This window comes from Leisingera sp. G5_S3_59_S7 (assembly GCF_054968485.1).
This window is the reverse complement of record NZ_JBQKUH010000002.1, coordinates 81,843-107,831: the sequence shown is the minus strand read 5'-3', so window position 1 is coordinate 107,831 and position 25,989 is coordinate 81,843. Positions and strand designations below refer to the sequence as shown.

General features: G+C 63.1%; 23 protein-coding genes and 1 tRNA gene. 11 read left to right on the top strand and 13 right to left on the bottom strand.

Going from position 1 to position 25,989, the window contains the following annotated elements; genetic code table 11:
* Nucleotides 1-218 precede the first annotated feature (218 nt).
* The 4 genes from gltB to ACTRWG_RS01775 form a co-directional block, all read right to left on the bottom strand.
* On the bottom strand, nt 219-4,751 hold the full coding sequence (gene gltB / locus ACTRWG_RS01790) for a glutamate synthase large subunit (protein WP_027235876.1): 4,533 nt from the start codon (nt 4,749-4,751) through the stop codon (nt 219-221).
* A 12-nt stretch (nt 4,752-4,763) separates the two neighbouring features.
* Nucleotides 4,764-5,576, bottom strand: a complete 813-nt coding sequence (locus tag ACTRWG_RS01785) for an alpha/beta fold hydrolase (protein ID WP_027235877.1) — start codon at nt 5,574-5,576, stop codon at nt 4,764-4,766.
* A 32-nt stretch (nt 5,577-5,608) separates the two neighbouring features.
* Nucleotides 5,609-6,043, bottom strand: a complete 435-nt coding sequence (locus tag ACTRWG_RS01780) for a GFA family protein (RefSeq protein WP_036797709.1) — start codon at nt 6,041-6,043, stop codon at nt 5,609-5,611.
* Nucleotides 6,044-6,151: 108 nt separating this feature from the next.
* Nucleotides 6,152-7,591, bottom strand: a complete 1,440-nt coding sequence (locus tag ACTRWG_RS01775) for an NAD(P)-dependent oxidoreductase (protein ID WP_027235879.1) — start codon at nt 7,589-7,591, stop codon at nt 6,152-6,154.
* 240 nt (nt 7,592-7,831) lie between these two features.
* Here ACTRWG_RS01775 and ACTRWG_RS01770 point away from each other — a divergent pair, with 240 nt between their 5' ends.
* Nucleotides 7,832-8,638 carry an undecaprenyl-diphosphate phosphatase gene (locus ACTRWG_RS01770; protein WP_027235880.1) on the top strand — a complete coding sequence of 269 codons (807 nt, stop codon included), beginning with the start codon at nt 7,832-7,834 and terminating at the stop codon, nt 8,636-8,638.
* A gap of 61 nt (nt 8,639-8,699) precedes the next feature.
* On the opposite strand, the gene ACTRWG_RS01765 is transcribed toward ACTRWG_RS01770, so the two are convergent.
* Entirely contained in the window at nt 8,700-9,689 is a 990-nt protein-coding gene (locus ACTRWG_RS01765) for a complex I NDUFA9 subunit family protein (protein WP_027235881.1), read from the bottom strand.
* Nucleotides 9,690-9,918: 229 nt separating this feature from the next.
* On the opposite strand from ACTRWG_RS01765, the gene ACTRWG_RS01760 reads away from it, so the two are divergent.
* Both ACTRWG_RS01760 and ACTRWG_RS01755 read left to right on the top strand, forming a co-directional pair.
* Nucleotides 9,919-10,329: a globin domain-containing protein gene (locus tag ACTRWG_RS01760; RefSeq protein ID WP_027235882.1), complete on the top strand. Its 411-nt coding sequence runs from the start codon at nt 9,919-9,921 to the stop codon at nt 10,327-10,329.
* A gap of 98 nt (nt 10,330-10,427) precedes the next feature.
* Nucleotides 10,428-10,514, top strand: a tRNA-Leu gene (locus ACTRWG_RS01755).
* Nucleotides 10,515-10,658: 144 nt separating this feature from the next.
* Here the strand turns inward: ACTRWG_RS01755 and ACTRWG_RS01750 are convergent.
* The 3 genes from ACTRWG_RS01750 to ACTRWG_RS01740 are packed head-to-tail and all read right to left on the bottom strand — an operon-like array spanning nt 10,659 to nt 14,322.
* Nucleotides 10,659-12,173: a heme biosynthesis protein HemY gene (locus ACTRWG_RS01750; protein WP_027235883.1), complete on the bottom strand. Its 1,515-nt coding sequence runs from the start codon at nt 12,171-12,173 to the stop codon at nt 10,659-10,661.
* 10 nt (nt 12,174-12,183) lie between these two features.
* Nucleotides 12,184-13,560: a COG4223 family protein gene (locus ACTRWG_RS01745; protein ID WP_462828869.1), complete on the bottom strand. Its 1,377-nt coding sequence runs from the start codon at nt 13,558-13,560 to the stop codon at nt 12,184-12,186.
* A 51-nt stretch (nt 13,561-13,611) separates the two neighbouring features.
* A complete protein-coding gene (locus ACTRWG_RS01740; RefSeq protein WP_435661423.1) occupies nt 13,612-14,322 on the bottom strand; it encodes a uroporphyrinogen-III synthase in 711 nt (236 codons plus the stop codon).
* Nucleotides 14,323-14,411: 89 nt separating this feature from the next.
* Here ACTRWG_RS01740 and tsaD point away from each other — a divergent pair, with 89 nt between their 5' ends.
* From tsaD to ACTRWG_RS01715, 5 genes are read left to right on the top strand one after another with little or no spacing between them, the layout of a single operon-like run.
* On the top strand, nt 14,412-15,509 hold the full coding sequence (gene tsaD, locus ACTRWG_RS01735) for a tRNA (adenosine(37)-N6)-threonylcarbamoyltransferase complex transferase subunit TsaD (protein ID WP_027235886.1): 1,098 nt from the start codon (nt 14,412-14,414) through the stop codon (nt 15,507-15,509).
* A complete protein-coding gene (locus ACTRWG_RS01730) occupies nt 15,506-16,468 on the top strand; it encodes an NAD(P)H-dependent glycerol-3-phosphate dehydrogenase (protein WP_027235887.1) in 963 nt (320 codons plus the stop codon). The genes tsaD and ACTRWG_RS01730 overlap by 4 nt, the downstream gene beginning before the upstream one ends.
* 1 nt (nt 16,469) lies before the next feature.
* Entirely contained in the window at nt 16,470-16,742 is a 273-nt protein-coding gene (locus ACTRWG_RS01725) for a YciI family protein (protein ID WP_019295350.1), read from the top strand.
* Nucleotides 16,742-17,164, top strand: coding sequence for an EVE domain-containing protein (locus tag ACTRWG_RS01720; protein ID WP_027235888.1), 423 nt, complete (start codon nt 16,742-16,744; stop codon nt 17,162-17,164). The genes ACTRWG_RS01725 and ACTRWG_RS01720 overlap by 1 nt, the downstream gene beginning before the upstream one ends.
* A 46-nt stretch (nt 17,165-17,210) precedes the next feature.
* Nucleotides 17,211-17,606, top strand: coding sequence for a DUF1761 domain-containing protein (locus ACTRWG_RS01715; protein WP_027235889.1), 396 nt, complete (start codon nt 17,211-17,213; stop codon nt 17,604-17,606).
* A 328-nt stretch (nt 17,607-17,934) separates the two neighbouring features.
* On the opposite strand, the gene ACTRWG_RS01710 is transcribed toward ACTRWG_RS01715, so the two are convergent.
* From ACTRWG_RS01710 to ACTRWG_RS01700, 3 genes are all read right to left on the bottom strand, one after another.
* A complete protein-coding gene (locus tag ACTRWG_RS01710; RefSeq protein ID WP_036797308.1) occupies nt 17,935-18,645 on the bottom strand; it encodes a PRC-barrel domain-containing protein in 711 nt (236 codons plus the stop codon).
* A 223-nt stretch (nt 18,646-18,868) separates the two neighbouring features.
* Entirely contained in the window at nt 18,869-20,257 is a 1,389-nt protein-coding gene (gene ahcY, locus ACTRWG_RS01705; protein WP_462828868.1) for an adenosylhomocysteinase, read from the bottom strand.
* Nucleotides 20,258-20,410: 153 nt separating this feature from the next.
* Nucleotides 20,411-20,725 carry a hypothetical protein gene (locus ACTRWG_RS01700; protein ID WP_027235892.1) on the bottom strand — a complete coding sequence of 105 codons (315 nt, stop codon included), beginning with the start codon at nt 20,723-20,725 and terminating at the stop codon, nt 20,411-20,413.
* Between the two features lie 237 nt (nt 20,726-20,962).
* Here ACTRWG_RS01700 and ACTRWG_RS01695 point away from each other — a divergent pair, with 237 nt between their 5' ends.
* A complete protein-coding gene (locus ACTRWG_RS01695; RefSeq protein WP_027235893.1) occupies nt 20,963-21,559 on the top strand; it encodes an HD domain-containing protein in 597 nt (198 codons plus the stop codon).
* Nucleotides 21,560-21,562: 3 nt separating this feature from the next.
* Here ACTRWG_RS01695 and ACTRWG_RS01690 read toward each other — a convergent pair whose 3' ends face one another.
* Together ACTRWG_RS01690 and ACTRWG_RS01685 are read right to left on the bottom strand one after the other, a co-directional pair.
* A complete protein-coding gene (locus tag ACTRWG_RS01690) occupies nt 21,563-22,117 on the bottom strand; it encodes an ActR/PrrA/RegA family redox response regulator transcription factor (protein ID WP_027235894.1) in 555 nt (184 codons plus the stop codon).
* Between the two features lie 78 nt (nt 22,118-22,195).
* A complete protein-coding gene (locus ACTRWG_RS01685) occupies nt 22,196-22,816 on the bottom strand; it encodes an SCO family protein (RefSeq protein ID WP_027235895.1) in 621 nt (206 codons plus the stop codon).
* A gap of 116 nt (nt 22,817-22,932) precedes the next feature.
* Here ACTRWG_RS01685 and regB point away from each other — a divergent pair, with 116 nt between their 5' ends.
* On the top strand, nt 22,933-24,327 hold the full coding sequence (gene regB, locus ACTRWG_RS01680) for a sensor histidine kinase RegB (RefSeq protein ID WP_027235896.1): 1,395 nt from the start codon (nt 22,933-22,935) through the stop codon (nt 24,325-24,327).
* An 88-nt stretch (nt 24,328-24,415) separates the two neighbouring features.
* Nucleotides 24,416-25,963 carry a PAS-domain containing protein gene (locus ACTRWG_RS01675; RefSeq protein ID WP_027235897.1) on the top strand — a complete coding sequence of 516 codons (1,548 nt, stop codon included), beginning with the start codon at nt 24,416-24,418 and terminating at the stop codon, nt 25,961-25,963.
* Nucleotides 25,964-25,989: the final 26 nt, after the last annotated feature.

Here is a 25,989-nt window from a genome sequence, read left to right as displayed (position 1 = left end):
CATTCACAAAGGGTCAGTTGCCTTGCTGCCGCAATCTGCCGGTCCGGCGTTTTCGGGGGCCCGGAAGGGGCGCTGTCCCTCTTGAGCCTGCGGCTCAATTCACCCCGGGATATTTCGGGCCAGATGAAGGCCTGATCCGGCTGCGCGGCGGCGCGCGGGACAAGAAAAACCCCAGCAAGCCTGCGCCTGCGGGGGTCACTTTCAGTCTTTGGGCCGGCTTATTCCGCCGGAACGGCAGCCTGTTCCTGCATCACAGGATGCGCCAGCTTGTCGAGCATCTCTTTCGGGCAGACTTGCAGGAAGTTGCTCTTTTCGATGTCCCAGTGCTGCAGGATCTCCGCGGCCTTGCGGCTGCCGGTTTCCTCCAGGTGGCGTTCGATGAGGCTTTTCAGCTCCGCCTCCCAATGCGCCACGGTGACCGGGCAGGTGACCAGGGATTCCATGTTCATCAGGGTCTCGGCCTTGCCCTCAGGGTCATAGAGATAGGCCATGCCGCCGGTCATGCCCGCGCCGAAATTGGCACCGATGGTGCCCAGGATCACCGCTACGCCGCCGGTCATGTATTCGCAACCGTTGGAGCCGCAGCCCTCGATCACCACCTTGGCGCCGGAGTTGCGCACCGCAAAGCGCTCACCCGCGCGGCCGGCCGCAAACAGGTAGCCGTCGGTGGCGCCGTACAGCACGGTATTGCCGATGATGGTGTTTTCCGAGGCCACCAGCGGGCTCACCTGCGGCGGGCGCACCACAATGGTGCCGCCCGACAGGCCCTTGCCGACATAGTCGTTGGCATCGCCCGACACTTCCAGCTTCAGCCCCGGGGCCGCAAAGGCGCCCAGCGCCTGGCCGGCAGAGCCCTGCAGCTTCACCGTCAGGTGATCCGGCTGGAAGGAATTCCGCATCCCGAAGTTGCGAACAATGTGGCTGGAGGTGCGGGTGCCCACGGTGCGGTGGGTGTTCTGGATCGCATAGGACAGCTGCATCTTCTCGCCGTCCTGCAGGAAGCGGGCGGCGTCGCGCACGATCTCCGCATCCAGCGTGTCCGGCACCGCATTCCGCTCCTTGTCACGGTTGTAGACGATATTGGCAGAGCCATCGACAGTTATCAGCAGCGGGTTCAGGTCCAGATCGTCCAGATGGGCAGAGCCGCGCGACACCTGTGCCAGCAGGTCGGCCCGGCCGATCACCTCATCCAAGCTGCGGGCGCCGATGGAGGCGAGGATTTCCCGCACTTCCTGGGCGTAGAAGGTGATCAGATTCACCACCTTGTCCGCATTGCCGGTAAACTTGGCGCGCAGGGATTCGTCCTGGGTGCAGACGCCCACCGGGCAGGTGTTGGACTGGCACTGGCGCACCATAATGCAGCCCATGGCGATCAGCGCAGCGGTGCCGATGCCGTACTCCTCGGCGCCCAGCATTGCGGCCATCACAATGTCGCGCCCGGTGCGCAGGCCGCCGTCGGTGCGCAGCGTCACCCGCTCGCGCAGGTTGTTCATCGCAAGCACCTGATGCGCCTCGGTCAGGCCCATCTCCCACGGAAGGCCCGCGTATTTGATCGAGGTCGCAGGCGACGCCCCGGTGCCGCCGTTGTGACCCGAGATCAGGATGATGTCAGCCTTCGCCTTGGCAACGCCCGCGGCGATTGTGCCAACGCCCGAAGACGCCACCAGCTTCACCGTCACCTTGCAGCGCGGGTTGATCTGCTTCAGGTCGTAGATCAGCTGCGCCAGGTCCTCGATCGAGTAGATGTCGTGGTGCGGCGGCGGCGAGATCAGGGTCACACCCTTGGTGGAGTGGCGCAGGCGGGCGATCAGGTCGGTGACCTTCATGCCCGGCAGCTGGCCGCCCTCGCCGGGCTTGGCGCCCTGGGCCACCTTGATCTCCAGTTCTTCACACTGGTTCAGGTATTCCGCGGTCACACCAAAGCGGCCCGACGCCACCTGCTTGATCTTCGCAGACGGGTTGTCACCGTTCGGCTCCGGCACAAAGTGCGCCGGATCCTCGCCGCCCTCGCCGGAGTCGGACTTGGCACCGATCCGGTTCATCGCCACGTTCAGGGTCTTGTGCGCCTCAGGGCTCAGCGCGCCCAAGGACATGCCCGGCGTCACGAACCGCTTGCGGATCGCGGTGATGCTCTCCACTTCCTCCAGCGGGACCGGCTTGCCCAGCGGCTTGATCTGCAAGAGATCGCGCAGGTGGATCGGCGGGTTCGACTGCATCTTCGCAGAATACTGCTTCCACAACTCATAAGACGCGCGGTTGCAGGCCATCTGCATCATATGCATCGAGGTGGCTTCCCAGGCGTGGGTCTCGCCCGACTTGCGTGCCTTGTAGAAGCCCCCGATGGGCAGCACGCCTTCCTGAGTTTTCCAGGCTTTGGCGTGAATTTCCTCCGCCTTGGTCTGGATGCCGGTCACACCGATACCGGAGATGCGCGAGGTCATGCCGGGGAAATACTCGGCACACATGGCCCGGGACAGACCCACCGCCTCAAAATTCAGGCCGCCGCGGTAGGAGGACACTACCGAAATCCCCATCTTCGCCATGATCTTCAAGAGACCCTGGTCGATGGCCTCGCGGTAGCGCGCGACGTTCTCGGTCAGGCTGCCGTCCAGCAGGCCGCGCTCGATGCGGTCGGCCAGCGAATCCTCGGCCAGATAGGCGTTCACCACTGTGGCGCCGCAGCCGATCAGCACCGCGAAATAATGCGGGTCGATACATTCGGCAGAGCGCACGTTCAGCGAGCAGAAAGTTCGCAGCCCCTTGCGGGTCAGATGCGAATGCACGGCGGATGTCGCCAGGATCATCGGCATCGCGACCTTGCTGGCGTCCGAATACTGGTCGGTCAGCACGATATGGCCCGCGCCCGAGCGCACCGCCTCCTCGGCCTCAGCCCGGATCCGCTCCAGCGCCGCGCTGAGGGAGCCGCGGCCCGGTGCAAAGGTACAGTCAATCTCGGCCAGCGGTGCGTTGAACTGCTGCACCAGCATGTCCCACTGGGCGTTGCCGACAAAGGGGCTTTCCAACACTATGATTTCAGTCTGGGAGCTGTCCTCGTCCAGCACGTTCTTGAGGTTGCCAAAGCGGGTCTTGAGCGACATCACCCGGAATTCGCGCAAGCTGTCGATCGGCGGGTTGGTCACCTGGCTGAAGTTCTGGCGGAAGAAGTGGCTCAGCGGGCGGTACATCTTGGACAGCACAGCAGAGGGCGTATCATCACCCATCGAGGCCAGCGTTTCCTTGCCGTCCTCGGCCATCGGCGCCAGGATCTGCTCCAGCTCCTCAATCGAATAGCCAGCCGCGACCTGGCGGCGGCGCAGCTCTTCGCCCGAGAACAGCGGCTGTTCGGTGACGCTGGCGAGGGTTGTGTCCAGATCGTTGATCCGCTTGACCCAGTCGCCGAACGGCAGCGCGCGGGACAGCTTGTCCTTGATCTCGGTATCGCGGAACAACTTGCCCTTATCCATGTCCACGGCCAGCATCTGGCCCGGGCCCAGCGCGCCCTTCTCGACCACCGATGCCTCGTCAATCGGCACCATGCCCGCCTCGGACCCTGCAATCACCAGCCCATCGCCGGTGACGACATAGCGCATCGGGCGCAGGCCGTTGCGGTCCAGGCCCGCGCAGACCCAGCGGCCGTCGGTCATCGCCAGCGCCGCTGGGCCGTCCCAGGGCTCCATCACGGAGTTGCAGTAGGAATACATGTCGCGCCAGGCCTGCGGCAGCTCCACCGCCTGCTTGGACCAGCTTTCCGGCACCAGCATGGTTTTCGCCATCGGCGCCGAACGGCCCGCGCGTACCAGAACCTCAAACACGCCATCCAGCGCGGCAGAGTCGGACGCGCCGCCCGGCACGATCGGCTTGATGTCCTCGGCATAGTCGCCAAAGGTCGAGGAGGCCATGCGGATCTCATGGCTCTTCATCCAGTTCAGGTTGCCCTTCAGCGTGTTGATCTCGCCGTTATGCGCCAGCATCCGGAACGGCTGCGCCAGCCACCACTGCGGGAAAGTGTTGGTGGAATAGCGCTGGTGATAGATCGCGAATGCGCTCTCGAACCGCTCATCCATCAGGTCCGGGTAGAACACCGCCACCTGCTCCGCCAGCATCATGCCCTTGTAGATGATCGAGCGGCAGGACAGCGACGCGATGTAAAGGCCCGAGATGCCAGCCGCTGCCGAGGCCTTCTCGATCCGGCGGCGGATCACGTACAGCTCGCGCTCAAAGGTTTCCTCATCCACACCTTTGGCGTTTGAGATCAGGATCTGCTCAATCTCGGGGCGGGTCGCGTTGGCCTTCTCCCCCAGGCAGGACACATCCACCGGCACGTGGCGCCAGCCATAGATGGAATAGCCCATGCGCAGAACTTCGGTTTCCACGATGGTCCGGCAGCGCTCCTGGGCGCCGAAATCGGTGCGCGGCAGGAACACCTGGCCCACTGCCATCAGCTCATCCTGGCGCGGCTCGTGGCCGGTGCGGCGGATCTGGTCATAGAAGAACGGCACCGGGATCTGCACATGGATACCCGCGCCGTCGCCGGTCATGCCGTCGGCATCCACCGCGCCGCGGTGCCAGATCGCCTTCAGTGCGTCGATGCCGGCCTCAACCACCTTGCGGCTCTTCTTGCCGTCGACCGAGACCACCAGCCCCACACCGCAGGACGAATGCTCTTCTTCCTCGGAATAGAGACCGTTCTCGGCCATCCACTTGCGCTTGGCTTCCTCAGCCTTGACCCATGCGGCATCAAATTTGGTCATGACGTTCTCCGATTAACTGATGGCGCAGCATGCGGCTGCGGCCGGTTGAGTCTGCAGATCCAGGGCGCGTTCGCCCCAGGCGCGGGGCACCGCGCGGATCCGTTGCATAAGGGTTTTCACCCGGTCCTGATCGTCCTGCCAGACGGCGCCGATCACCGGATAGAGGATGCCCGCTTCGCGCAGCGGGTCGATGACATCGTGGCTGTCGCGGTCCGCCAGGTAGTGGTGGATGCCGGGCCCCTGCGGGAAGGCCTGCCAATGCTGCGCGTCCTCAGCGTTATGGCGGCCGTGCAGCAGGGTGCACTGCACCTGCCCGCCCATCGCCTGATCCAGCGCCGGGCGGGTGAAATCCGCGATCCGGCTGCGCGCCTCGATCCAGCGCTGATCAGCTGGGAAAGTCCCGGGGCGCGGGCAGTATTGCGGCGCCAGCGCCAGGGCGCGGCCTGCGCCCAGCTCCGCAGCATAAGACAGCGCCCCGTAACCGCCCATCGACACGCCCACTGTCATCAGGCGGCGCAGGCCGTGCCGCCGCACGTAGCCGGAAACAGCCCGCAGGATCGCTGCCGCAACCCCCTCGCCCTGAAACCAGCCCTGGCGGCGGTCGGTGACAAAGATGCAATGCCGCGCACCGCCGTCCGAGGCACTGGCAGCAAACTCCAGAAGCCCGCGCTTGGCGGCATTGGCGTGATAGCTGGTGAACACAATCATGCCGCCTTCCCCGCGCCCTTCCAGCGCACGGATCTCTACCGCCGCATCCGCGTGGAGGCGGCGGGATCTCAGGCGGAACATCGCCTGGCGGAGGGATTTGCGGATCATCAGCGGCATGGCAGTCACGTCAGCAGAGGGCCGGGCGGGCCTCAGGCCTCTCCATCAGCGGTTTCGGCAAACATGGCACGGCATTCCTCGCCAGTCATCCGCCGGTGGGCGCCGGCAAAGGCATAGCCCGCGGGCTTTTCGTCGATAAAGAATTCCAGCTTCAGCTCGGTGCCGCCTGCGTTCTCGAACAGGCCCGCCGACATCTGCGTCTGGCCGTGCATCCTGCCCGGCGCGGTCATCCGGTACCACAGCACCGATCCGCACTCGCCGCAGAAGGCGCGCTCTGCCCACTGCGAGGACTGGTAGGTCCGCACCGGGCCCAGCGCCGCATAGCCGGTGTCGGCCTGAAAGCTCAGGAACGGGCCGCTGGCCCAGCGTTGGCACATGGCGCAATGGCATGCGGTCACGGAGGCCTGAACCGGCGTCGCGGTGACGCTCACTGCGCCGCACATGCACTGTCCCTGCAATTCGCTCATATCCATTGTCCTTTGCTGGCTGGGTCAGCAAGGCTGACCTTGGCGCTGCTCTGTTGCTGCCCGCCGGTGCACAGGGGGTGCACAGGCGGTGTACGGGGGGTGCCGGGGTTATTCCGCGGCCACCGCGGCCTTGCTGTTCAGCTTTTCGATGATCGCCTCGGCGCAATCGCGGCCGTCCTTGATCGCCCAAACCACCAGCGACGCACCGCGCACGATGTCGCCCACCGCATAGACGCCGTCCAGCTCGGTGGCACCGGTCTGGAACGCGGCCTTGATGGTGCCCCAGCGGGTCACCGGCAGCTCCGGCTGGTCCCACAGGGCCGGCAGTTCTTCCGGCTCAAAGCCCAGCGCCTTGATCACCAGATCGGCTTCCTCGACGTAGTCCGCGCCTTCGATCACTTCCGGCGCCTGGCGGCCCGAAGCATCCGGCTGGCCCAGGCGCATCTTCTGCACCATCACGCCGGCAACCTTGCCGCCGTCGTCGGTGAAACCCTTGGGCGCCGACAGCCATTCAAAGACCACGCCTTCTTCCTCGGCGTTCTGAGTTTCACGCTGCGAGCCCGGCATATTGGCGCGGTCGCGGCGGTAGAGGCATTTGACAGAGGTCGCGCCCTGGCGGATCGAGGTCCGCACGCAGTCCATCGCGGTATCGCCGCCGCCGATCACCACAACCTTTTTGCCTTCTGCGTTCAGGCTGCCGTTGTCGAACTCCTCAACGTTGTCGCCAAAGCTCTTCTTGTTCGATGCACACAGGAAGTCGATTGCCTTGACGATCCCTTCGGAACCGCTGCCCGGCATCGCCAGATCGCGCGATTTATAGACGCCGGTGGCAATGATCACTGCTTCATGCTGGCTGCGGATCTCGTCAAACGAGATGTCCTCGCCCACGTTGCAGTTCAGCTTGAATGTCACGCCGCCGTCGGCCAGCAGCTTGTTACGGCGCTCGACCACGTCCTTTTCCAGTTTGAAGCTGGGGATGCCGTACATCAGCAGGCCGCCGGCGCGGTCATAGCGGTCATAAACGGTGACCTGCACGCCGGCCTTGCGCAGCATGTCCGCCGCCGCCAGGCCGCCGGGGCCCGCGCCGATGATGCCAACGCTCTCGCTCCGCTCGGCCAGCGGCGCTGCGGGCTTGACCCAGCCGTTTTCCCAGGCGGTGTCGGTGATGTATTTCTCAACCGAGCCGATGGTCACGGTGCCGTGGCCCGACTGTTCGATCACGCAGTTGCCTTCGCACAGGCGGTCCTGCGGGCAGATGCGGCCGCAGATCTCCGGGAAGGTGTTGGTGGACTGGCTGACCTCATAGGCCTCTTCCAGACGGCCGGTCGCGGTCAGGCGCAGCCAGTCGGGGATGTTGTTGTGCAGCGGGCAGTGGCTTTGGCAATACGGCACACCGCATTGGCTGCAACGGCTGGCCTGTTCCTCGGCCTTGGCAGCAGCGTACTCCGCGTAAATCTCATTGAAGTCTTCCTTGCGTACACTCGCGTCACGCTTTTGAGGCATGTCGCGTTCGATCTGCACAAATTTCAGCATCGGTTGCTTGGCCACGGGCTGGACTCCATCGTTTGTCTGGCTGCGAGAGCACCGTAAAGGTACTGGAGCGCTTTATGTCAACTTTGCTGACCTATTTTGCCAGCACTTTACTTCTGATACCGTGTTCAACGGAAATGTACAGAAATTTTAGGTCCGCATCGGACCATAATATCCGCTTCCCAATCCGGGGGCAGGATTTATACAGAGTCACGACTGTTTACGGCCCGTTCGCGGCCAGCAAAGGATGATTTCAGGATGCCGCTTTTCCAATTGATCCTGGTTGCGCTGATCCAGGGAATTACCGAATTCCTGCCTATCTCCTCCTCTGGCCACCTGATTCTGCTGCCCGGCCTGACCGGACTGGAAGACCAGGGCCAGGTGATCGACGTCGCCGTGCATGTGGGCACCCTGGCCGCCGTGATGATCTATTTCTGGAGCGACGTGCGCGAGGGTCTCGCGGGCCTGCCCCGCGCGCTCACGGGCCGCACGGACACGCCGGGGTCACGCCTTGCGATGGGGCTGATTATTGCCACCATCCCCACCGTTCTGTCCGGAGCTGTGCTGCATTTCACCGGCCTCAGCGATGCGCTGCGGTCAATGGCGGTGATCGGCTGGACCATGCTCGGCTTCGGGCTCGTGCTGTACTGGGCCGACCAAAGGGGCGCGGAGGTAAAGCAGACCGGCGACTGGGGCCCGCGCGACGCGCTGATCATGGGGCTGTGGCAGATGCTGGCCCTGATCCCCGGCACCTCGCGCTCCGGCATCACCATCACCGGCGCGCGCCATCTGGGCTACACCCGCGAGGACGGCGCCCGCATCGCCATGCTGATGTCGATCCCGACCATCATCGCCTCGGGCGTTCTGCTCGGAACGGAGGTGGCGCTGGAGGCCAACACAGCCCTGATGCGCGACGCAGCGATTGCAGCGGCCCTTGCCCTGCTGTCGGCACTGGCTGCGCTCAGCCTGATGATGCGGCTGCTGCGCTCTGTCAGCTTCACGCCGTATGTGATCTACCGGGTGATCCTGGGGAGCATCCTGCTCGCCATCGCCTACAGCAGCTGAGCCGGAAACGAAAAACGCGGGGAAATCCCCGCGCTTTCAGATCCTTGAACCGTTGGAAAAATCAGGCGCCGTTGCGCAGATTGCGGGCCGAGTTGGTCATCTCATCATACTGGCCGGAAGGGCGGAATTTCCACAAGTAGTCCGGCAATACCGCTTCCAGGCTGACCGGGCTGATACCCAAATCGCTAAATCCCTTGGCGCCCTCGGACACAACGTTGTCCGATTTCAGGCTCCGAAGCTGGTCACGGGTCAGCACCTTGTTTGCGATCAGCTGGAAGCTGGCTGCCTGCAGCATGTCGAAACCGAAGGCCACCAGCCAGGCAGCAAACCGCGGCAGCGACAGGATCAGGCGGCGGCGGTGGATCACCTCCAGCATCTGCTCCATCAACTCGCGGAAACTTTTGACCTCGGGGCCGCCCAGCTCATAGATGCCGCCCTCTGCCTCGCCCGTGGCGCCCAAGACCGCAGCCTTGGCCACATCGTCGACATAGACCGGCTGGAACCGGGTGCTGCCGCTGGCAATCGGCAACACCGGCGACAGGCGGGTCATGCCGGCGAAGCGGTTAAAGAACTCGTCCTCGGCCCCGAAGATCACCGAGGGGCGCAGGATCACCGCACCCGGAAAATGCTGCAGCACTGCCGCTTCGCCCGCAGCCTTGGTGCGGGAATACGCGCTGTCTGCGTCCGCATCGGCGCCGATCGCCGAGATTTGCACCAGGCTGGCAATGCCCTCCTGCGCGGCGATGCGGGCGATGCGCCCCGCGCCTTCGGCGTGAACGGCGCCGAACGTGTTCTTGCCCAGCTCGTTCAGGACGCCCACGCAATTTACCACCGCATCCGCGCCCTGCATCACCGCGGCCACGGACATGTCATCGCGGACATTGCAGAACACCGGCTCCACCTGGCCCGGAACACCGTAGGGTTTCACATGCATGGCTTCATTGGGACGGCGCACCGCGACCCGCACACGCCAGCCTGCCTTGGCCATGCGCCGCGCAATGTAGCGGCCCACGAAACCGGATCCGCCATAGATCGTGACCAGTTTGGACATCTTTTGGCTCCTGAACTTAGCTGCCCCTATGCCTTAGCGCCGCAAGGGGCGTCAAACAAGGCGCAAAACGTGGGATTACGGCCACAATGACGGCTGAAACCGCAAGGGACGTTAACAGCTTCCGGGAAATCAGCCGGTTTGGTTAACCCAGCCTTCAGCCTCCCCCTGTTAAGGCAAATTGATGTACCCGAAACACGCGTTTCGGCGGTTGTTCAGGAGGTCGGTTCCAATGGTCAGCGCACAGGATAAATCCCTGGTCCGCAAAACTTTCGAGAGCGAGCGGATGGATCTCGATGCCTTCGCCACCGCCTTTTACGCCAAGTTCTTTGCCGCCTGCCCCGAAGTCCGCCCCCTGTTTTCCCGCGACATGACCCGGCAGGAGGAAAAGCTGCTGGCCATCCTGACCCATGTGGCCGAGGCGCTGGACGATTCCGCACGGCTGGATGCGATCCTCAGGCAGCAGGGGGAGAAGCACCGCAAACGGGACGTGTCGGATGCGCATTTCAGGGGCTTCATCACTAGTTTCACCGGCGCCCTGTCAGACACGCTTGGCCCGGACTGGAGTGCCGAAGCAGAGCTGGCCTGGACCAGGTTCCTGACATTTGTGGCGGGCAAAATGAATTTTGTAGTGCAGCGCTAAGCAGCTCCAGGCGGCACCCTTGCGCATAGCCGGCCGCCCTTCCCTTTTCCGTTTGACGCCCCTTGCGAACCAGCTTATACGCCGGTTCCACGACACCTGCCCAGGTGGCGGAATTGGTAGACGCGCTAGCTTCAGGTGCTAGTGTCCGTATGGACGTGGAGGTTCGAGTCCTCTCCTGGGCACCATTTCCCCTCATTAGATGCACACGCTGTTGACCGGCACGGCGGCCTTTCCAGCCCCCTAACGCTGCCTGCAACGGTCTTGGGTTGTACCGCAAGACGGGTGGAACGGCAGGGAGGCCCCCGCCGTTCACATTCTTTCACGGTGTATCAGTTCGGCTCTTTCACCGCGTCCTGCTGTTCCGTTTTCACGTCCGCGTCAGAGTCAGGACCGGGTTCCGCGTCCAGGCCGGGTTCCGCAAAGTCTGCTTCTTCCACATCATGCGCTGTGTCAGCCTGCTTGCTGCCCAGCGCACCGGTGATCAGCGGCAGCATGTGGGCCGCTGCGTGGCTGGCAACCTCCGGCGTTTCCGGGCGCTTCCAGGACAGCGTGTCGAAGCTGGTGCAATGCTCGCAAACCGGCTCCCACTCGGCATGGATGTGGTTGCAGTTGGCGCAGACCCACTGCGGCCCGCGCGGAGCCGTCAGCGCCTTGGCCAGCCAGCCCTGCACAACCTTATCATCCGCACCTTCGCCGCGCTCAATCGCCGCCATCAGCGTCAGCGCCCGCGCATCCGGAGCGCGCTCTGTCAGATCACTCAGCCAGCGGCGGGCTTCGGGGAAGTCTTCGGCCACGATGTTCAGCTCTGCCATCACAAGCCGGGTTTCATCATCCTGCGGATTAAGCCGGGCCAGCTGGTCGAAACGCGCAACGCGCTCGGCGGCGCTTTCGTCCGGCTCAACCTCGGCAAAGGCATGCGCCAGATCGGGGTGCGGCTGGCTTTGCCAGGTCTTTTTCAGCAGCCGGACCGCCGGGCGCTTTTTGCCCTTGGCGAGATAGGCGCGGGCCGCCATCGCCGCGGCGGGCACCAGATCGGGTGACAGCCGGTTGGCTTCGATCGCCTGTTCACGCTGCTCGATCGTGGCGTTTTCGTCGATGACTCCCTTGGAGGCGGACAGCGCCAGCACCGCGTCGCGGCGCTTGTAGACATCGCGCGGCAGGGTGCCGGTCTTGAGCTTGGTCGACAATGTCTTGCGGGCGCCGGCCCAATCCTCGGCCTGTGCTTGCAAGCGCAAGAGAGTATCCTGCACCTCTTCATGCTTGGGCCGCAGCGCCAGCGCCTTCTCGGCCAGCTGGCGGGCGGTGTCGGTGTCACCTTGGGACAACTTCTGCTTCATAATCCCGCGCACGCCGACAAAGCGGGTCTGCTGGTTCGACAGCAGCCGTTTATAGGCATCGGCCGCCTTGTGGCTGTCGCCGCTCATTTCTGCAGCCTGCGCCACCAGAAGGTCGGTCAGCTCCGGATTCTGCAGGTATTTCTCCGCCCGCGCCGCCTTGGCCAGGGCCAGCCGCCCCTCGCCCGAGGCCAGCGCCATCAGGCCCTCCGACAGCGCCCGGTAGCCCTTGCGCTCGCGCCCCTTGTCCCAATAGCGCGACAAGGCGGTCTCGTCCCCGTTCAGGAACCGCAGCGTGGCCACCAGCAGCGACAGCAGTTTGAGAAACAACCAGACCGCCACAACAAGCACGCCCAGAGCGATCACCGATTGCAGTGCGCTGAGGGTGTATTCGGTGCCGGCAACGGTAATTTGCACACCGCCGGCGGTTTCCATCAAAAGGCCCGCACCAAATGCCAGGAGCGCGACAATCGCGACAAATACGAGGATTTTCAACAACGACCAGAGCATGGCGGCTTCCTTATTTGGCTTGCAGGCTTTGGGCCAGATCAGCGGCAGCGTTCACCGCTGCCACCCGCGCGTTTGCCGCCGCTTCCCAGCCGGTCAGGGCAGCGCGGGCTGTTTCCGGCAGCGCGGAGAGTTCGGCCAGCGCCTCCTCAATCCGGCCAGCGGCCACGGCGGCCTCAGCCCGGGACAGGATGGCATCCGGATCATCGCCGTCGCGCGGTGCAACTGAGCGGGCGCCAAGGTGGCGGTTCACATAATCCAGCAGGCTGCCGCTGCCCTTTGCCTCTTCGCGGGCTGCGGCCAGCGCCTCGCGGGCAGCCGGGGCAAAACCATCGCGCAGGGCGGTCAGCGTGGCCACACCGGTTTCCGCCGGTCCGGAGAGCGTTTCCGGAACCTCAACGCTCAGGAGTTCAAGCTGCTCCACGTTGGAGGCATAGCTGTTGCCGCTGTCCAGGGCGGACCGCAGCTGCGCCAGCTGGGTCTGGGCGCTGGCGATGCGGGCAGCTTCGGCGCTGGCGGTTTCCATTTCTTCGGCCTCGGCCAGCTTCTGATCAATCTCCGCACGCTGTGCCGCTAGGCTGTCCTGCAGCTTGCCCAGTTCCGCCTCAAACGCAGCAACCGCTTCGGGCGATGCGCCTTCCAGCGGGCGGGTTTCCAAAGCGGACACACGTTCGGCCAAGGCGTCCAGATCCGTGCGCAGCGCCTCATCCGGGGCCTGAACTGTTTGCGCCTGTTTCAGCGCCTCGATATCTGCTGCCAGGGTGTTTGTGCGTTCGGCGAGCGGAGCAAGGTCCGGTGCGCGGTTCTCCTCAACCTGCTGCTTCAGCGCGGCAAGCGCCGCTTGCATCTCCGATTGGCTGGTTTCCAGCGCCGTCAGATCCGCGCTGCTTCTCTGCAGCGACGGCGGCAGGACAGAGTCGAGCCAGCCAGCCTGTCCGGCCACAAAGCCAATCCCCGCCGCCACCACGCCACCCAGGAGGGCTGCGCCAAAGCCGCCGCGCTTTTCGACCACCCGCTCGATTTCACGGGGTTGTGCCGCCGCGGTGGCAGGTTCCGCGGTCTCAGCCGGCGTGCCGTCCTGCGTTGTTTCCCTGTCAAAGGGAGACACAAACTCGGTCTCGGTCTCGGTCTCGGTCTCGGTCTCGGTCTCGGTCTCGGTCTCGGTCTCGGTCTCGGTCTCGGTCTCGGTCTCGGTCTCGGTCTCGGTCTCGGTCTCGGTCTCGGTCTCGGTCTCGGAAAGCGGGGAGTCTGTATCCTCAGGCGTGTCAACCGCCTCTTCCGCCTGATCCCCGGTCACATCCTGTTCGGGCGCTTCCGTGGTCTCGTCAACCGGCTTGATTTCACCGGGGCCAGGCTCAGTCACGTCTTCCGGAGTTTTCTTATCAGCCACGCCGGCCTCCCCCTCGATTCCTAAAATACATTCTTGCGAACACGCTGGACACTACTCCGCACGCCTGTTCCCCTCAAGCTGCGACAGCTGCGCTGCGGCATCAAGGACAGCAGTTGCCAATGCCGCAGCGTCCAGAGTCTTACTGACCCGCAACGTCTTGCAATTCAAGCCTTTCAGCGGCTCCGCCACCGCTGGACTGAGGGCAATCAGATGCAAATGCGCGGCATCCCCGCACAGATTGGCAAAATGACGCGCAGTTCTGGGAGAGAAAAGCGGCACAATCACATCAGTTTGCGCAGCAAGCAACGACTTGGCCTCTTGGGTCAGCGGCAGAAGCACCTGATCATACAGGGTTTGCTCCTGGCAGGGGATGCCCTCGCTGGTAAGCCGCCCGGAAATGTCGCCCCGTGCATGGGCGCCGCGCAGATGCAGCAGCGGCACCTCGGGGCGCTGGCTGAGCAACGCCTGAACCAGTTCCTCAGCGCAACGGCCCAGGCAGGACGCCTGCCAGCCGGCCTCAGCCGCGGCTTGGGCCGTGCGCTCCCCCACACAATAGGCGGTCAGGCGCGCGGCGGTTTCACGTGAAGCGGCCTCGACCCCGTTGGCAGAGGTGAAGATCACCCCTTTCACACCGTCCAGACTGACCGGTGCCTGCGCCGGCCGGATCTCCATCAGCGGCGCATAGATCACCTGCAGCCCGGCGCGCGCCGCTTCGGGCAGACCGGCCACAAACCGCTCTGCCGCTGCCAGCGGGCGTGTCATCAGCAAAGGCACCATCGCGGGGCTCCCGGGATTGTTTGCAAGCCTCATAGGTGGTAGCCCCGGCGGCAATTCGATGCAACGGTAAGGCAATGACAGAGACCCTGACAATTCTGGGGCTGGAAAGCAGCTGCGACGACACTGCTGCCGCGGTGGTGCGGCAGGCAGAGGGCGCACAGCCCGAGGTTCTGTCGTCGGTCGTCTTCGGCCAGACTGAGCTGCACAGCGCCTTTGGCGGCGTGGTGCCGGAGATCGCGGCGCGCGCCCACGCCGAGAAATTGGACATCTGCGTGCGCGATGCGCTGGCAGAGGCCGGACTGACCCTGAAGGATATGGATGCCGTTGCCGTGACCGCCGGCCCGGGGCTGATCGGCGGGGTGATGTCGGGCGTGATGTGTGCCAAGGGGATTGCCGCTGCGACGGGCCTGCCGCTGATTGGTGTCAACCATTTGGCGGGTCATGCGCTGACCCCGCGGCTGACCGACGGAATTGCCTATCCCTACCTGATGCTGCTGGTCTCCGGCGGGCATTGCCAGTACCTGCTGGTGCGCGGGACGGAGGATTTCACCCGTCTGGGCGGCACCATCGACGACGCCCCCGGCGAGGCCTTTGACAAGACCGCCCGCCTGCTGGGCCTGCCGCAGCCCGGCGGCCCGTCTGTGCAGGCCGAAGCCGCAACCGGTGATCCCAAGCGGTTCCGCTTCCCGCGTCCCTTGCTGGACCGGCCGGATTGCAACTTGTCGTTTTCCGGTCTGAAGACCGCACTGATGCGGATGCGCGATCAAATCGCGGCAGAGAAGGGCGGCCTGACCCGCCAGGACCGGGCCGACCTGTGTGCCGGGTTTCAGGCCGCCGTTGTGGACACCCTAGCGGAGAAGACCCGCCGTGCCATCCGTCTGTATCTGGAAGAACAGCCCGCGGCGCCAACCGTCGCCGTCGCCGGCGGTGTCGCGGCGAATACCGCCATTCGTGCCGCGTTAGAGACTGTTTGCACGGAGTCCGGTGCTGCCTTTACCGCGCCGCCGCTGCGCCTGTGCACCGACAATGCCGCGATGATTGCCTATGCCGGGCTGGAACGGTTCAAAACCGGTGCCCGCGATAGTCTGGACCTCACCGCCCGCCCCCGCTGGCCCCTGGACCAAAGCAGCCCGGCACTGATCGGATCGGGCCGCAAGGGAGCCAAGGCATGAGCGTTTCGGTTCTGGGTTCCGGCGCCTTTGGCACTGCGCTGGCGATCTCGCTGGCCGGCAACGGGCCGGTGACACTGTGGGCGCGCAGTGCGGACCACGCCAAGGCAATGCAGGACAGCCGCCGGAATGAGGCCCGCCTGCCCGGTGTTGATCTGCCCGAAACCCTCACAGCCACTGCGGATGCGGCGCAGGCCTGCACCTCTGAGGCTCTGCTGCTGGCTGTACCCATGCAAAAGCTGCGCAGTGTCTTGGAAGAGCACAAGGCACATCTGACAGGAAAGACCCTGGTCGCCTGCTGCAAGGGCATTGAGCTGCATTCCGGACTGGGTCCGGTGGCGGTGATGCAGGAGGTCCTGCCAGAGTCTAATGCTGCGCTGCTGACTGGGCCGAGTTTTGCCGCGGATATCGCCTGCGGCTTGCCAACTGCGCTGACGCTGGCCTGCGGCGACGCGGACTTGGGCAAAGCGCTGCAGGAGCAGCTGACCACCGCCAACCTGCGTCTCTACCGTACCACCGACACAATCGGCGCCGAGCTGGGCGGGGCGCTGAAGAACGTGATGGCGATTGCCTGCGGTGCGGTGATCGGCGCGGGGCTGGGCGACAGCGCCCGCGCCGCGCTGATGACCCGCGGGTATGCCGAGATGCAGCGCATGGCGCTGGCCTGCGGCGCCAAGGCCGAAACGATGGCCGGGCTGTCAGGATTTGGCGATCTGGCGCTGACCTGCACATCCGACCTGTCACGCAACTACCGGCTGGGCCTGTCGATCGGGCGCGGCGAAACCTTTGATTCCAGCATCACGGTCGAAGGCGCCGCAACGGCGCATGCGGTGGCAGAACAAGCCCAAAAGATGCAGCTGGATATGCCGATCACGCAGACGGTAACCAATTTGCTCGATCAGCGCTTGACCATTTCCGAGGCGGCGGCTCAATTACTTAAAAGACCGTTAAAAGAGGAATAAAATGCTCATCGCATTGATCGCCCGCGACAAACCCGGCCATTTGCAGACCCGTCTGGACAACCGCGACGCCCATCTGGCCTATATCAACGACACCGGCGCCGTGGCGCAGGCGGGCCCGCTGCTGGATCAGGATGGCAATATGGCCGGCTCTCTGGTTATTCTGGACGTCGAAGACATGGCAGCAGGCGAGGCCTGGGCGGCCAACGACCCGTATAACAAGGCCGGCCTCTTTGAAGCTGTCGAACTGATCACCTGGAAGAAAGTTATCGGCTGATGCGCTACTGGCTGTTCAAATCCGAACCCTCCACCTGGAGCTGGGACGACCAGGTCTCCAAAGGCGAAACGGGTGAGGAATGGGACGGCGTGCGCAACTACCAGGCGCGCAACTTCATGCGCGAAATGAACATTGGCGACCGCGGGTTTTTCTATCACTCGCAGAAAGAGAAATCCGTGGTTGGAATCGTCGAGGTCTGCGCAGAGGCGCATCCGGACAGCACTACCGAGGACGATCGGTGGGAATGCGTCGACATCAAAGCGGTGCGCCCCTTTGCCAAACCGGTGAGCCTGGACCAGATCAAAGCCGACCCGCGCCTGGAAGAGATGGTGCTGGTGAAAAACTCCCGCCTTTCGGTGCAGCCGGTGAGCGAAGCGGAATGGGCCGCCGTCTGCGCGCTGGGGGAGACAGATCCAGGCTGATCTGCCACTCTGCTCTCAAGCGGCTGAAACCATTGAGGGAAGCATTATGGAATTTCTGAGTGTGATTGCGGCAGCAGCGGCAGCGTTTGTGCTGGGAGCGGCCTATTACGGTGCCCTGGCCCAGCCTTGGGTCGAAGCCTCTGGCGTGGAATGCGACGAGACTGGCAAGCCGAAAGGCGGTCAAAGCCCGATGATCTTTGCCATGGCGATTGTCCTGCAGCTGATTGTTGCGGGCATGATGCGGCATGTATTCAGCCTGTCCGGGATCGAATCCCTGGGCGCCGGGCTGATTGGCGGCGCAGGCATCGGCCTGTTTTTCATCAGCCCCTGGATTGCCCTGAACAACATGTACGGGATGCGGCCGGTGAAGCTGACGCTGATTGACGGCGGTTACGCCACGCTGGCCTGCGCGGCGGCCGGTCTGGTTCTGACCATGTTCTGAAACAAAAAAGGGAAGGACCCGCGGACAAGCAGGACCTTCCCTTCCACCCCGCGTGCTCCAATCCACCACACGCGTATGAAAATCTGGTTCCTGGCCATCCTAGCCGGTGACTCCTGTATAGCGGCCGGTGGTGCGATTCCGCAAAGCAATAACCCGGACAATGTGAGCTAAATGAAATGCTCCAGCGAACGGAGGTTTTCAGTTTCAACCTAAAGTGTGATGTCAGCAAAATGAGGCTCCATAGCAACTGCCCCTCGCTGCGCGAAGGGGCGCCTCTGAATGAGACGCCCCTTTAAAGAGACTTACATGTAGTCGCTGATAAGGAGACTTACATGTAGTCGCCGAGGATGACTTCGCTCTTTACCGGCTCAATTGCGTTCTCGTCAATTTCCGGCATCGCCTTCAGCTGTGCTTCGGACTGAGCGGTCAGCCGCAGCTGGCCGTTTTTTGTAACCTCGAAGTCTGTCAGCGGGATCGCAACCGAGTGTTCGCCCATACCCAGGAAGCCGCCGACACCGACAACGCCGGACAACTTGTTGTCGTGAACGATCACATAGTCGATTTCGCCAACGTCAGCATTGGAGGCGCTCAGAACGTTTTTCCCGACCAGATCGCCAACGGTCATGGCACGGATGTCCATCGCGCCCTCAGTATTAGGAAGCGAGGGAGAATTGGTCGTTTCTGCGGTCTCGCTGATGTTTGTGCCCGCAACTGGCTCAGTGCCTTCTTCGCCGTCACGCGTCCGCGACCGGTCCACGCCCGCGGAAGCGCCGGCAGGATCACTGTCATTTGTTTCGGTGACGGTTTCCGCATCGCCGACTTCTTCCAGAACGGTGCCTTCGCCCTCGTTACCAAAAGTGCGCGAACGGTCCGCGCCGGCAGATGCTCCAGCAGATTCGTCTTCGTTGGCGGCAAGGATGATCTGCGCTTCCGCACCTGCGGAAGCATCGCTGCTTGCCGCGTACCCGGTGCCAGCCATCAGCGCGGCGGCAGCAGCGGTTACCAGCATACGGACGTTCGATTTCATTTCGATCTTCATAACAATAAATCCTCAGCCTTAAGTTGTTGATGCTGGGTCAACGCGGCATCCTCCTAAACCGTTCCATCACGAAAATGGGAACAGAATTATTTAGACTACATGCATTTGTTCTATCTGCCCTTTTCAGTTCTTCTCCTGGAGGCTGAACCGCCCCACCGGCAGCGCGGCAATAAAAAAGCCCCGCCAAATGGCGGGGCCTGTCAGTGCGTTGCGATCAGCACAATTAGTAGCGGTAGTGCTCCGGCTTGAACGGGCCTTCCGGCTTGACGCCGATATAGGCGGCCTGCTCGGCGCTCAGCTGGGTCAGCTTGACGCCGATGCGGCCCAGGTGCAGGCGGGCGACCTTCTCGTCCAGGTGCTTGGGCAGGATATAGACCTGGTTTTCGTAGTTGTCGCCACGTGTCCACAGCTCAATCTGAGCCAGCACTTGGTTGGTGAAGGAGGCCGACATCACAAAGGACGGGTGGCCGGTGGCGTTGCCAAGGTTCAACAGGCGGCCTTCGGACAACAGGATAATCCGGTTGCCGGAGGGCATCTCGATCATGTCCACCTGGTCCTTGATGTTGGTCCATTTGTGGTTCTTCAGGCTGGCGACCTGGATCTCATTGTCGAAATGGCCAATGTTGCCGACGATTGCCATGTCCTTCATCTCGCGCATGTGCTCGATGCGGATCACGTCCTTGTTGCCGGTGGTGGTGATGAAGATATCGGCGGAGGACACGACATCCTCCAGCAGCACCACCTCAAAACCGTCCATTGCAGCCTGCAGGGCGCAGATCGGGTCGGCTTCGGTGACTTTCACACGGGCGCCGGCGCCGCGCAGGGATGCGGCGGAGCCTTTGCCAACGTCGCCATAGCCGCAGACCACGGCGACCTTGCCGGCCATCATGGTGTCGGTGGCGCGGCGGATGCCGTCTACCAGCGATTCCTTGCAGCCGTATTTGTTGTCGAACTTCGACTTGGTGACCGAGTCGTTGACGTTGATAGCCGGGAACGGCAGCTGGCCGTTCTTCTGCAGATCATACAGGCGATGGACGCCAGTGGTGGTTTCCTCGGACACGCCCAGGATCGCGTCGCGGGTCTTGGTGAACCAGCCCGGGGAGGCTTCCATGCGTTTTTTGATCTGAGCCTTGATGACCGCTTCCTCTTCGGACTGCGGCACCGGCATGATGCCCTCGCCTGCTTCGGCACGTGCGCCCAGCAGCACATAGAGGGTGGCATCGCCGCCGTCGTCGAGGATCAGGTTGGCGCCCTCAGGGAACATAAAGGATTTATCCAAGTAATCCCAATGCTCTTCCAGCGTCTGGCCTTTGATCGCAAAAACCGGGATGCCGGCTTCTGCAATTGCCGCGGCGGCGTGATCCTGGGTCGAGAAGATGTTGCACGACGCCCAGCGCACGTCCGCGCCCAGCGCCACCAGGGTTTCGATCAGAACCGCAGTTTGAATGGTCATGTGCAGCGAGCCGACGATGCGCGCGCCTTTCAGCGGCTGGCTTTCGCCGTACTCCTCGCGCAGGGCCATCAGGCCCGGCATTTCTGTTTCGGCGATATCCAGCTCTTTGCGGCCAAAGCCGGCCAGCGCGATGTCTTTGACGATATAATCCCCGGCCATAGTCTGCTCCATTCCGGTTACGTGTACACTTGCTGCAGGGCCTAACACTGCATGTGTTGATATTCAACGAAGATACCCGCAACCGGAGCCGAAGGCTCTGGCTTTTTGTGGTCGGTCAGGCTGTAGGGGGGATAGCCTGTCACGCTGGCTGTATCAGCTTGGCGTGCCCGGGTCCGGCGCTTTTTCCGCAATGTGGAAGAACGAGGATCCGGTTGCGACAACGCAGCTGATCCCGTTTGCATGTGTCACCAGAACGGTGAAAGTCCCGGTTTCATCCGACGCCCAGACCTCGATCACAGTGGCCTCGGTCCGGCCTTTCTGCAAACCGCCGGCGGTCAGCCGTTCGGAATAACCGCTTGCCAGCTTCTCGGTCATCACCTCGCGGTCGCCGCAGCTGGCGGCCAGCGCAGGCGGCGCGGTCGCGGCCATGCCGAAAAGCAAAGAAACACCAAGCAGACGTTTGAACATGACAAACTCCTTTCCGTTATGTGAGTCACGTCACAAAAAGGGGTTTGCCGCGCAGAGGGGGCGGAGCCCCTTATACCTATATAATATTGGGTCTTAACGCGGCAGTTTCAAATTCACAGCTTATAAACAGTCGGTTTTCACCCGTGTCCGGACCGTGAACACGAGACATCCCACAGCATTGCCCGCACCCTGTTCAGGCGGTAATCAATGGGGGATCGCAGCGACAGGACACACCCCATGCCCGCTAAAACCGTCCGCGCCTGGCAGCGCATGCTCTCCGGCCGCCGGCTGGATCTGCTGGACCCGACCCCGGTGGACATAGAGATCGAGGATATCGCTCACGGGCTGGCCTTTGTGGCGCGCTGGAACGGTCAGACGCGCGGGGATTTTGCCTATTCGGTGGCGGAACATTCGCTGCTGGTCGAGGACATCTTTGCCCGGATGCACCCCAAGGCTCCGGTCAAATGGCGGCTGGCGGCGCTGCTGCACGATGCGCCGGAATATGTGATTGGAGACATGATTTCCCCGGTCAAAGCCGCGGTGGGTCCGGGGTATGGCGATTTGGACCAGCGGCTGACGGCCGCCATTCATCTGCGGTTCGGTCTGCCCGCAGCCCTTCCAAAGACGGTGAAGGCGCAGATCAAGCGCGCCGACAGGGTCAGCGCTTGGATGGAGGCGGTGCAGATCGCAGGGTTTTCGGAGCAGGAGGCCAGCCGCTTTTTCGGACGCCCTAAATCGGAAACCGTGGACGGCCTGCATATCGTGCTGCGGCCGCCGGTGGAAACCCGCATGGCGTTTCTGCACCGCCATGCGGAATTGATGGAGCAGCTGTAAGGCTCAGCGCGGGCTGCGCTTGGCCAGGATCCGCTGCAGCGTGCGGCGGTGCATGTTCAGGCGCCGGGCGGTCTCTGAGACATTGCGGTCGCACAGCTCATAGATCCGCTGGATGTGCTCCCAGCGCACGCGGTCCGCGCTCATAGGATTATCCGGCGGCGGCGGCAGCTCATCCTCGGTGGCCAACAGCGCATTCATGATGTCGGTGGCATCAGCCGGCTTGGACAGATAGTCCGTCGCGCCGATCTTGACCGCGGCCACCGCCGTGGCGATGGCGCCATAGCCGGTCAGCACCACCACACGGCTGTCCGGGCGTTTTTCGCGCAGCACCTCGACAACATCCAAGCCATTGCCGTCTTCCAGCCGCAGATCCACCACGGCATAGGCCGGCGGGCGGGCGGTGGCGATGGCGCTGCCAGCAGCGACAGAGCCCGCGGTTTCCACCTCGAAGCCGCGTTTCTCCATTGCCTTGGCCAGACGCCGCAGGAACGGCTCGTCATCATCGACCAGCAGCAGCGATTTGTCGGGTCCAATGTCCTGCAGAGCAGTTTCGGCCATGCCCGGTCCTCCGCGAAGTATTTCAGTTCACGCAAGAATATGTCCGGGCAAGGGGAAAGGTCAAACAGCTATCCTGCTTCAGATTTTTTCAATGAAACAGGCGGCCTTGTCGGCCATCTGCTCTGCGGTTTCGTCGCGGCGGAAGAATTCCACGAAACCCTCTTCTGGCAGCACCAGATAAGAGAAGGTGGAATGGTCGACCAGGTAGTAGTCCTCATCGCCGTCGTTCTTCTTGAAATAGGTCTTGTAGGCTTTGCTGGCGGCCTTGACCTGCTCCAGCGAGCCGGTCAGCCCGATCATCTTCTCATGCAGGTTCGCGGCAAAATCGCCAACCGCTTCAGGGGTATCGCGGTCCGGGTCGATGGAAATGAACACAGGGGTCACGCTGATGCCGCGCTCGGCCAGCACGTCCACGGCATCGGCGTTGCGGGCTGAGTCCATCGGGCAGACGTCGGGACAGAAGGTGTAGCCGAAATAAACGATCGACGGCTCGGTGATCACGTCCTTGTCGGTGACTGTCTCGCCCTTGGCGTTGACCAATTCAAACGCCCCGCCAATGGTATCGGTGCCGCCGGCGATCTGGCTACTGCGGCACTGTGCGAATTTGTCACCCCCGCTGCCTCCGCGCGTCAGGAACCAGGCGCCGCCCACCAGGGCAGCAACAAAAGCGGCAGCAAGCAGAGCATAAACGCGGGTCATGAGATCACACTTTTCGTCAGGGAAGGGTTGTTGATCGTTTGCGGCGCCAGACCTATCAAGAAATACAGCCGATGCAACTGGCGCACGGCGTCACATCTGCGGGAGCAGCAGACCATATGAGCGATCGCATCTTCAGGCTGGCGAGCAGCCATGAACACAGCCACTGGATCCGGCTGCGGACCTTGATTCTGCTGCGCTGGGTGGCAATAGCCGGGCAGATCACCGCCATTGCGGTGGCACAGCACCGCTTCAACCTGCAGCTGGAGCTGGGCCTGTGCTACCTCGCCATCGGTATCTCGGCGGCGGGCAACCTGATCGCCATCTTTGCCTTCCCCGAGAACAAGCGCCTGACAGAATTCGAGAATTTCCTGATGGTGCTGTTCGACCTGCTGCAGCTGGCGTTCCTATTGTATCTGACTGGCGGGCTGAACAACCCCTTTGCGCTGCTGGTGCTGGGGCCGGTGACCATCTCTGCTGCGGTGATGGGGCTGCGCTCCACCCTGATTATCGGTGCCACGGCGATCATTCTGGTCACTCTGATGGCGGAATTCCACCTGCCGCTGCGCACTGAGCAAGGCTTCATCCTTCGCATCCCGGATGTTTTCATCTTCGGCAACTGGATCGCCATCGTCATCGCCATCCTGTTCATCGGCGCCTATTCTTTTCGCGTCAGCAACGAGATGCGCTCGATGTCGGACGCGCTGAGCGCCACCCAGCTGGCCCTGTCGCGCGAGCAGAAGCTGACTGACCTGGGCGGCGTGGTCGCTGCCGCCGCGCATGAGCTGGGCACGCCCCTGGCCACCATCAAGCTTGCCAGCGCCGAGCTGATCGAGGAGCTGGACGACCGCCCCGACCTGCGCGAGGATGCTGCGCTGATCCGCGAGCAGGCCGACCGCTGCCGCGACATCCTGCGCAGCATGGGACGGGCCGGCAAAGACGATCTGCATTTGCGCCAAGCGCCGTTCTCGACCCTGGTGACCGAAGCCGCGGAGCCGCATATGAACCGGGGCAAGACCGTCATCTATCATGAGGAACCGCTGGAAGGCGGCGATTTCCAGCAGCCAACTGTGCTGCGCAAGCCCGAGATCATCCACGGGCTGCGCAATCTGGTCCAGAACGCCGTCGATTTTGCCCAATCCACAGTCTGGATTGATGCCGCCTGGAACGGCGACCGGATCATCCTGCGGATCTGTGACGACGGCCAGGGCTTCCCGCCGCATTTGCTGGGACGTATCGGCGATCCCTTCGTGCGCCGCCGCCGCGGTGAGAGCGAATTGAAGCAAAGACCGGAATACGAAGGCATGGGGCTGGGCCTCTTCATTGCCAAAACGCTGCTGCAGCGCACCGGCGCCCAGCTGAGATTCGCCAACGGCTCAGACCCGTTCCAGACCCTCAGCCCCTACCGCGACCGGCGCGGCGCCATTGTCGAGGTCGCCTGGCCGCGTGAAAAAATCGACGCCATGGAGGACGGCGGCCCTGTTATCGGGAAAAATATCCCTTTAGAAATTTAACTATTCACTTTTGGGCAACCAATTAAACTTCATTTAACCATTATTGGGGAACCATGCGGGTAAACGAGAGCTGAACGGGCAGGACGAGATGCAGGACTTCGCTTCGATCGAATGGTTTGTACTGGCGGCGCTGTGCGCTGCAACGGCTGCCGCAGCGGTCTGGTGGCTGTCGCCCACACCCCGCCGCCGCGGCATGGGGCACGACCTGCTGGCCGCCGATGGCCGCACCGATGCTGTGTTCCTGTTTGACGACAACAGCCTGATCGGCTGGTCTTCGGGCGCGCGGAAATTCATTGGCGACCAGGCAGAGAACTTCGACTGGAGCATGCTGCGCGACCAGCTTGCCCGCAGCTACCCGGGCCTGCCGCAATCGCCGGGTTTCCTCAAAGACGTCGGCCCGCTGGTTCTGTCCGGCACTGCCGCCGCCGAAAGCCGCGAAGCGCATTGCGAATGGATTGACGGGGTGACCCGGGTGCAGCTGCGCCGCAGCACCCTGGAAGAGCAGAACAAATCCCTGGATCAGGAGCTGACCACCCTGCGCGCCGCGGTCCACCAGGCGCCCTACCCGGTCTGGCTGCAATCGGAAGAGGGCAATGTCACTTGGTCCAACCTCGCCTACGACAACCTGAGCCAGAAGATCCGCGGCCGGAATGCGGATTTTTCCGATCCCCTGTTTACCGACCTGCATGATCCAATGACCAGCGGCAAGCCGGAGCGGATCTCCATCCCGCTGCCGGAAAGCAAGAAAAAGCTGTGGTATAACGTCTCGACCACCGAGACCGAGGCCGGCTGGCTGTGCCATGCGGTCGACGTGAACGCTGTGGTCGATGCCGAAGTGGCCCAGCGCAATTTTGTGCAGACACTGGCCAAGACCTTTGCCCAGCTGTCGATCGGCCTGGCGATTTTCGACCGCAACCGCCAGCTGGTGCTGTTCAACCCGGTGCTGATCGACCTCACCGCCCTGCCCGCGAACTTCCTCAGCTCGCGGCCCAACCTGCTCACCTTCTTCGACCGGCTGCGCGATCAGCGGATGATGCCGGAGCCCAAGAGCTATTCCAGCTGGCGCCACCAGATGGCAGACCTGCTGGAAGCTGCCGCTGAAGGCCGGTACCAGGAAACCTGGTCGCTGCCGTCGGGCTCAGTCTACAAGGTATCCGGCCGCCCGCACCCGGATGGTGCTATCGCCTTTCTGTTCGAGGATATCACCGCCGAAGTGACTCTCACCCGCCAGTTCCGCTCAGAGCTGGAAATGGGGCAGTCGATCCTGGACCAGATGGACGAGGCCATCGCGGTCTTTGCCAGCGACGGCACAATGACTTTCTCCAACACCGCCTATGGCAGCCTGTGGCAGATGGACCCGGAGGCGAGCTTTGCCAAAGTGTCGATCATGGATGCCAGCCGGGTATGGCAGAACACCAGCGCCCCGACCCCCGTCTGGGGAGAGATCCGCGACTTTGTCGCCGGCTGCGACGGACGTGAGGCCTGGTGGTCGCGCGTCCAGCTGCGCGATGGCACCCCGCTGATCTGCAAGGTCTCCGCAATCCAGAATGGCGCCACTATGGTCAGCTTCCGCACGCCGGAAACCGCTGCCCTGCCGGCATGCCAGGAACGCTTCCCCGCGATCACCCAGGGCTGAGCAGGGAAACCGGCTTGCAGCAGTCC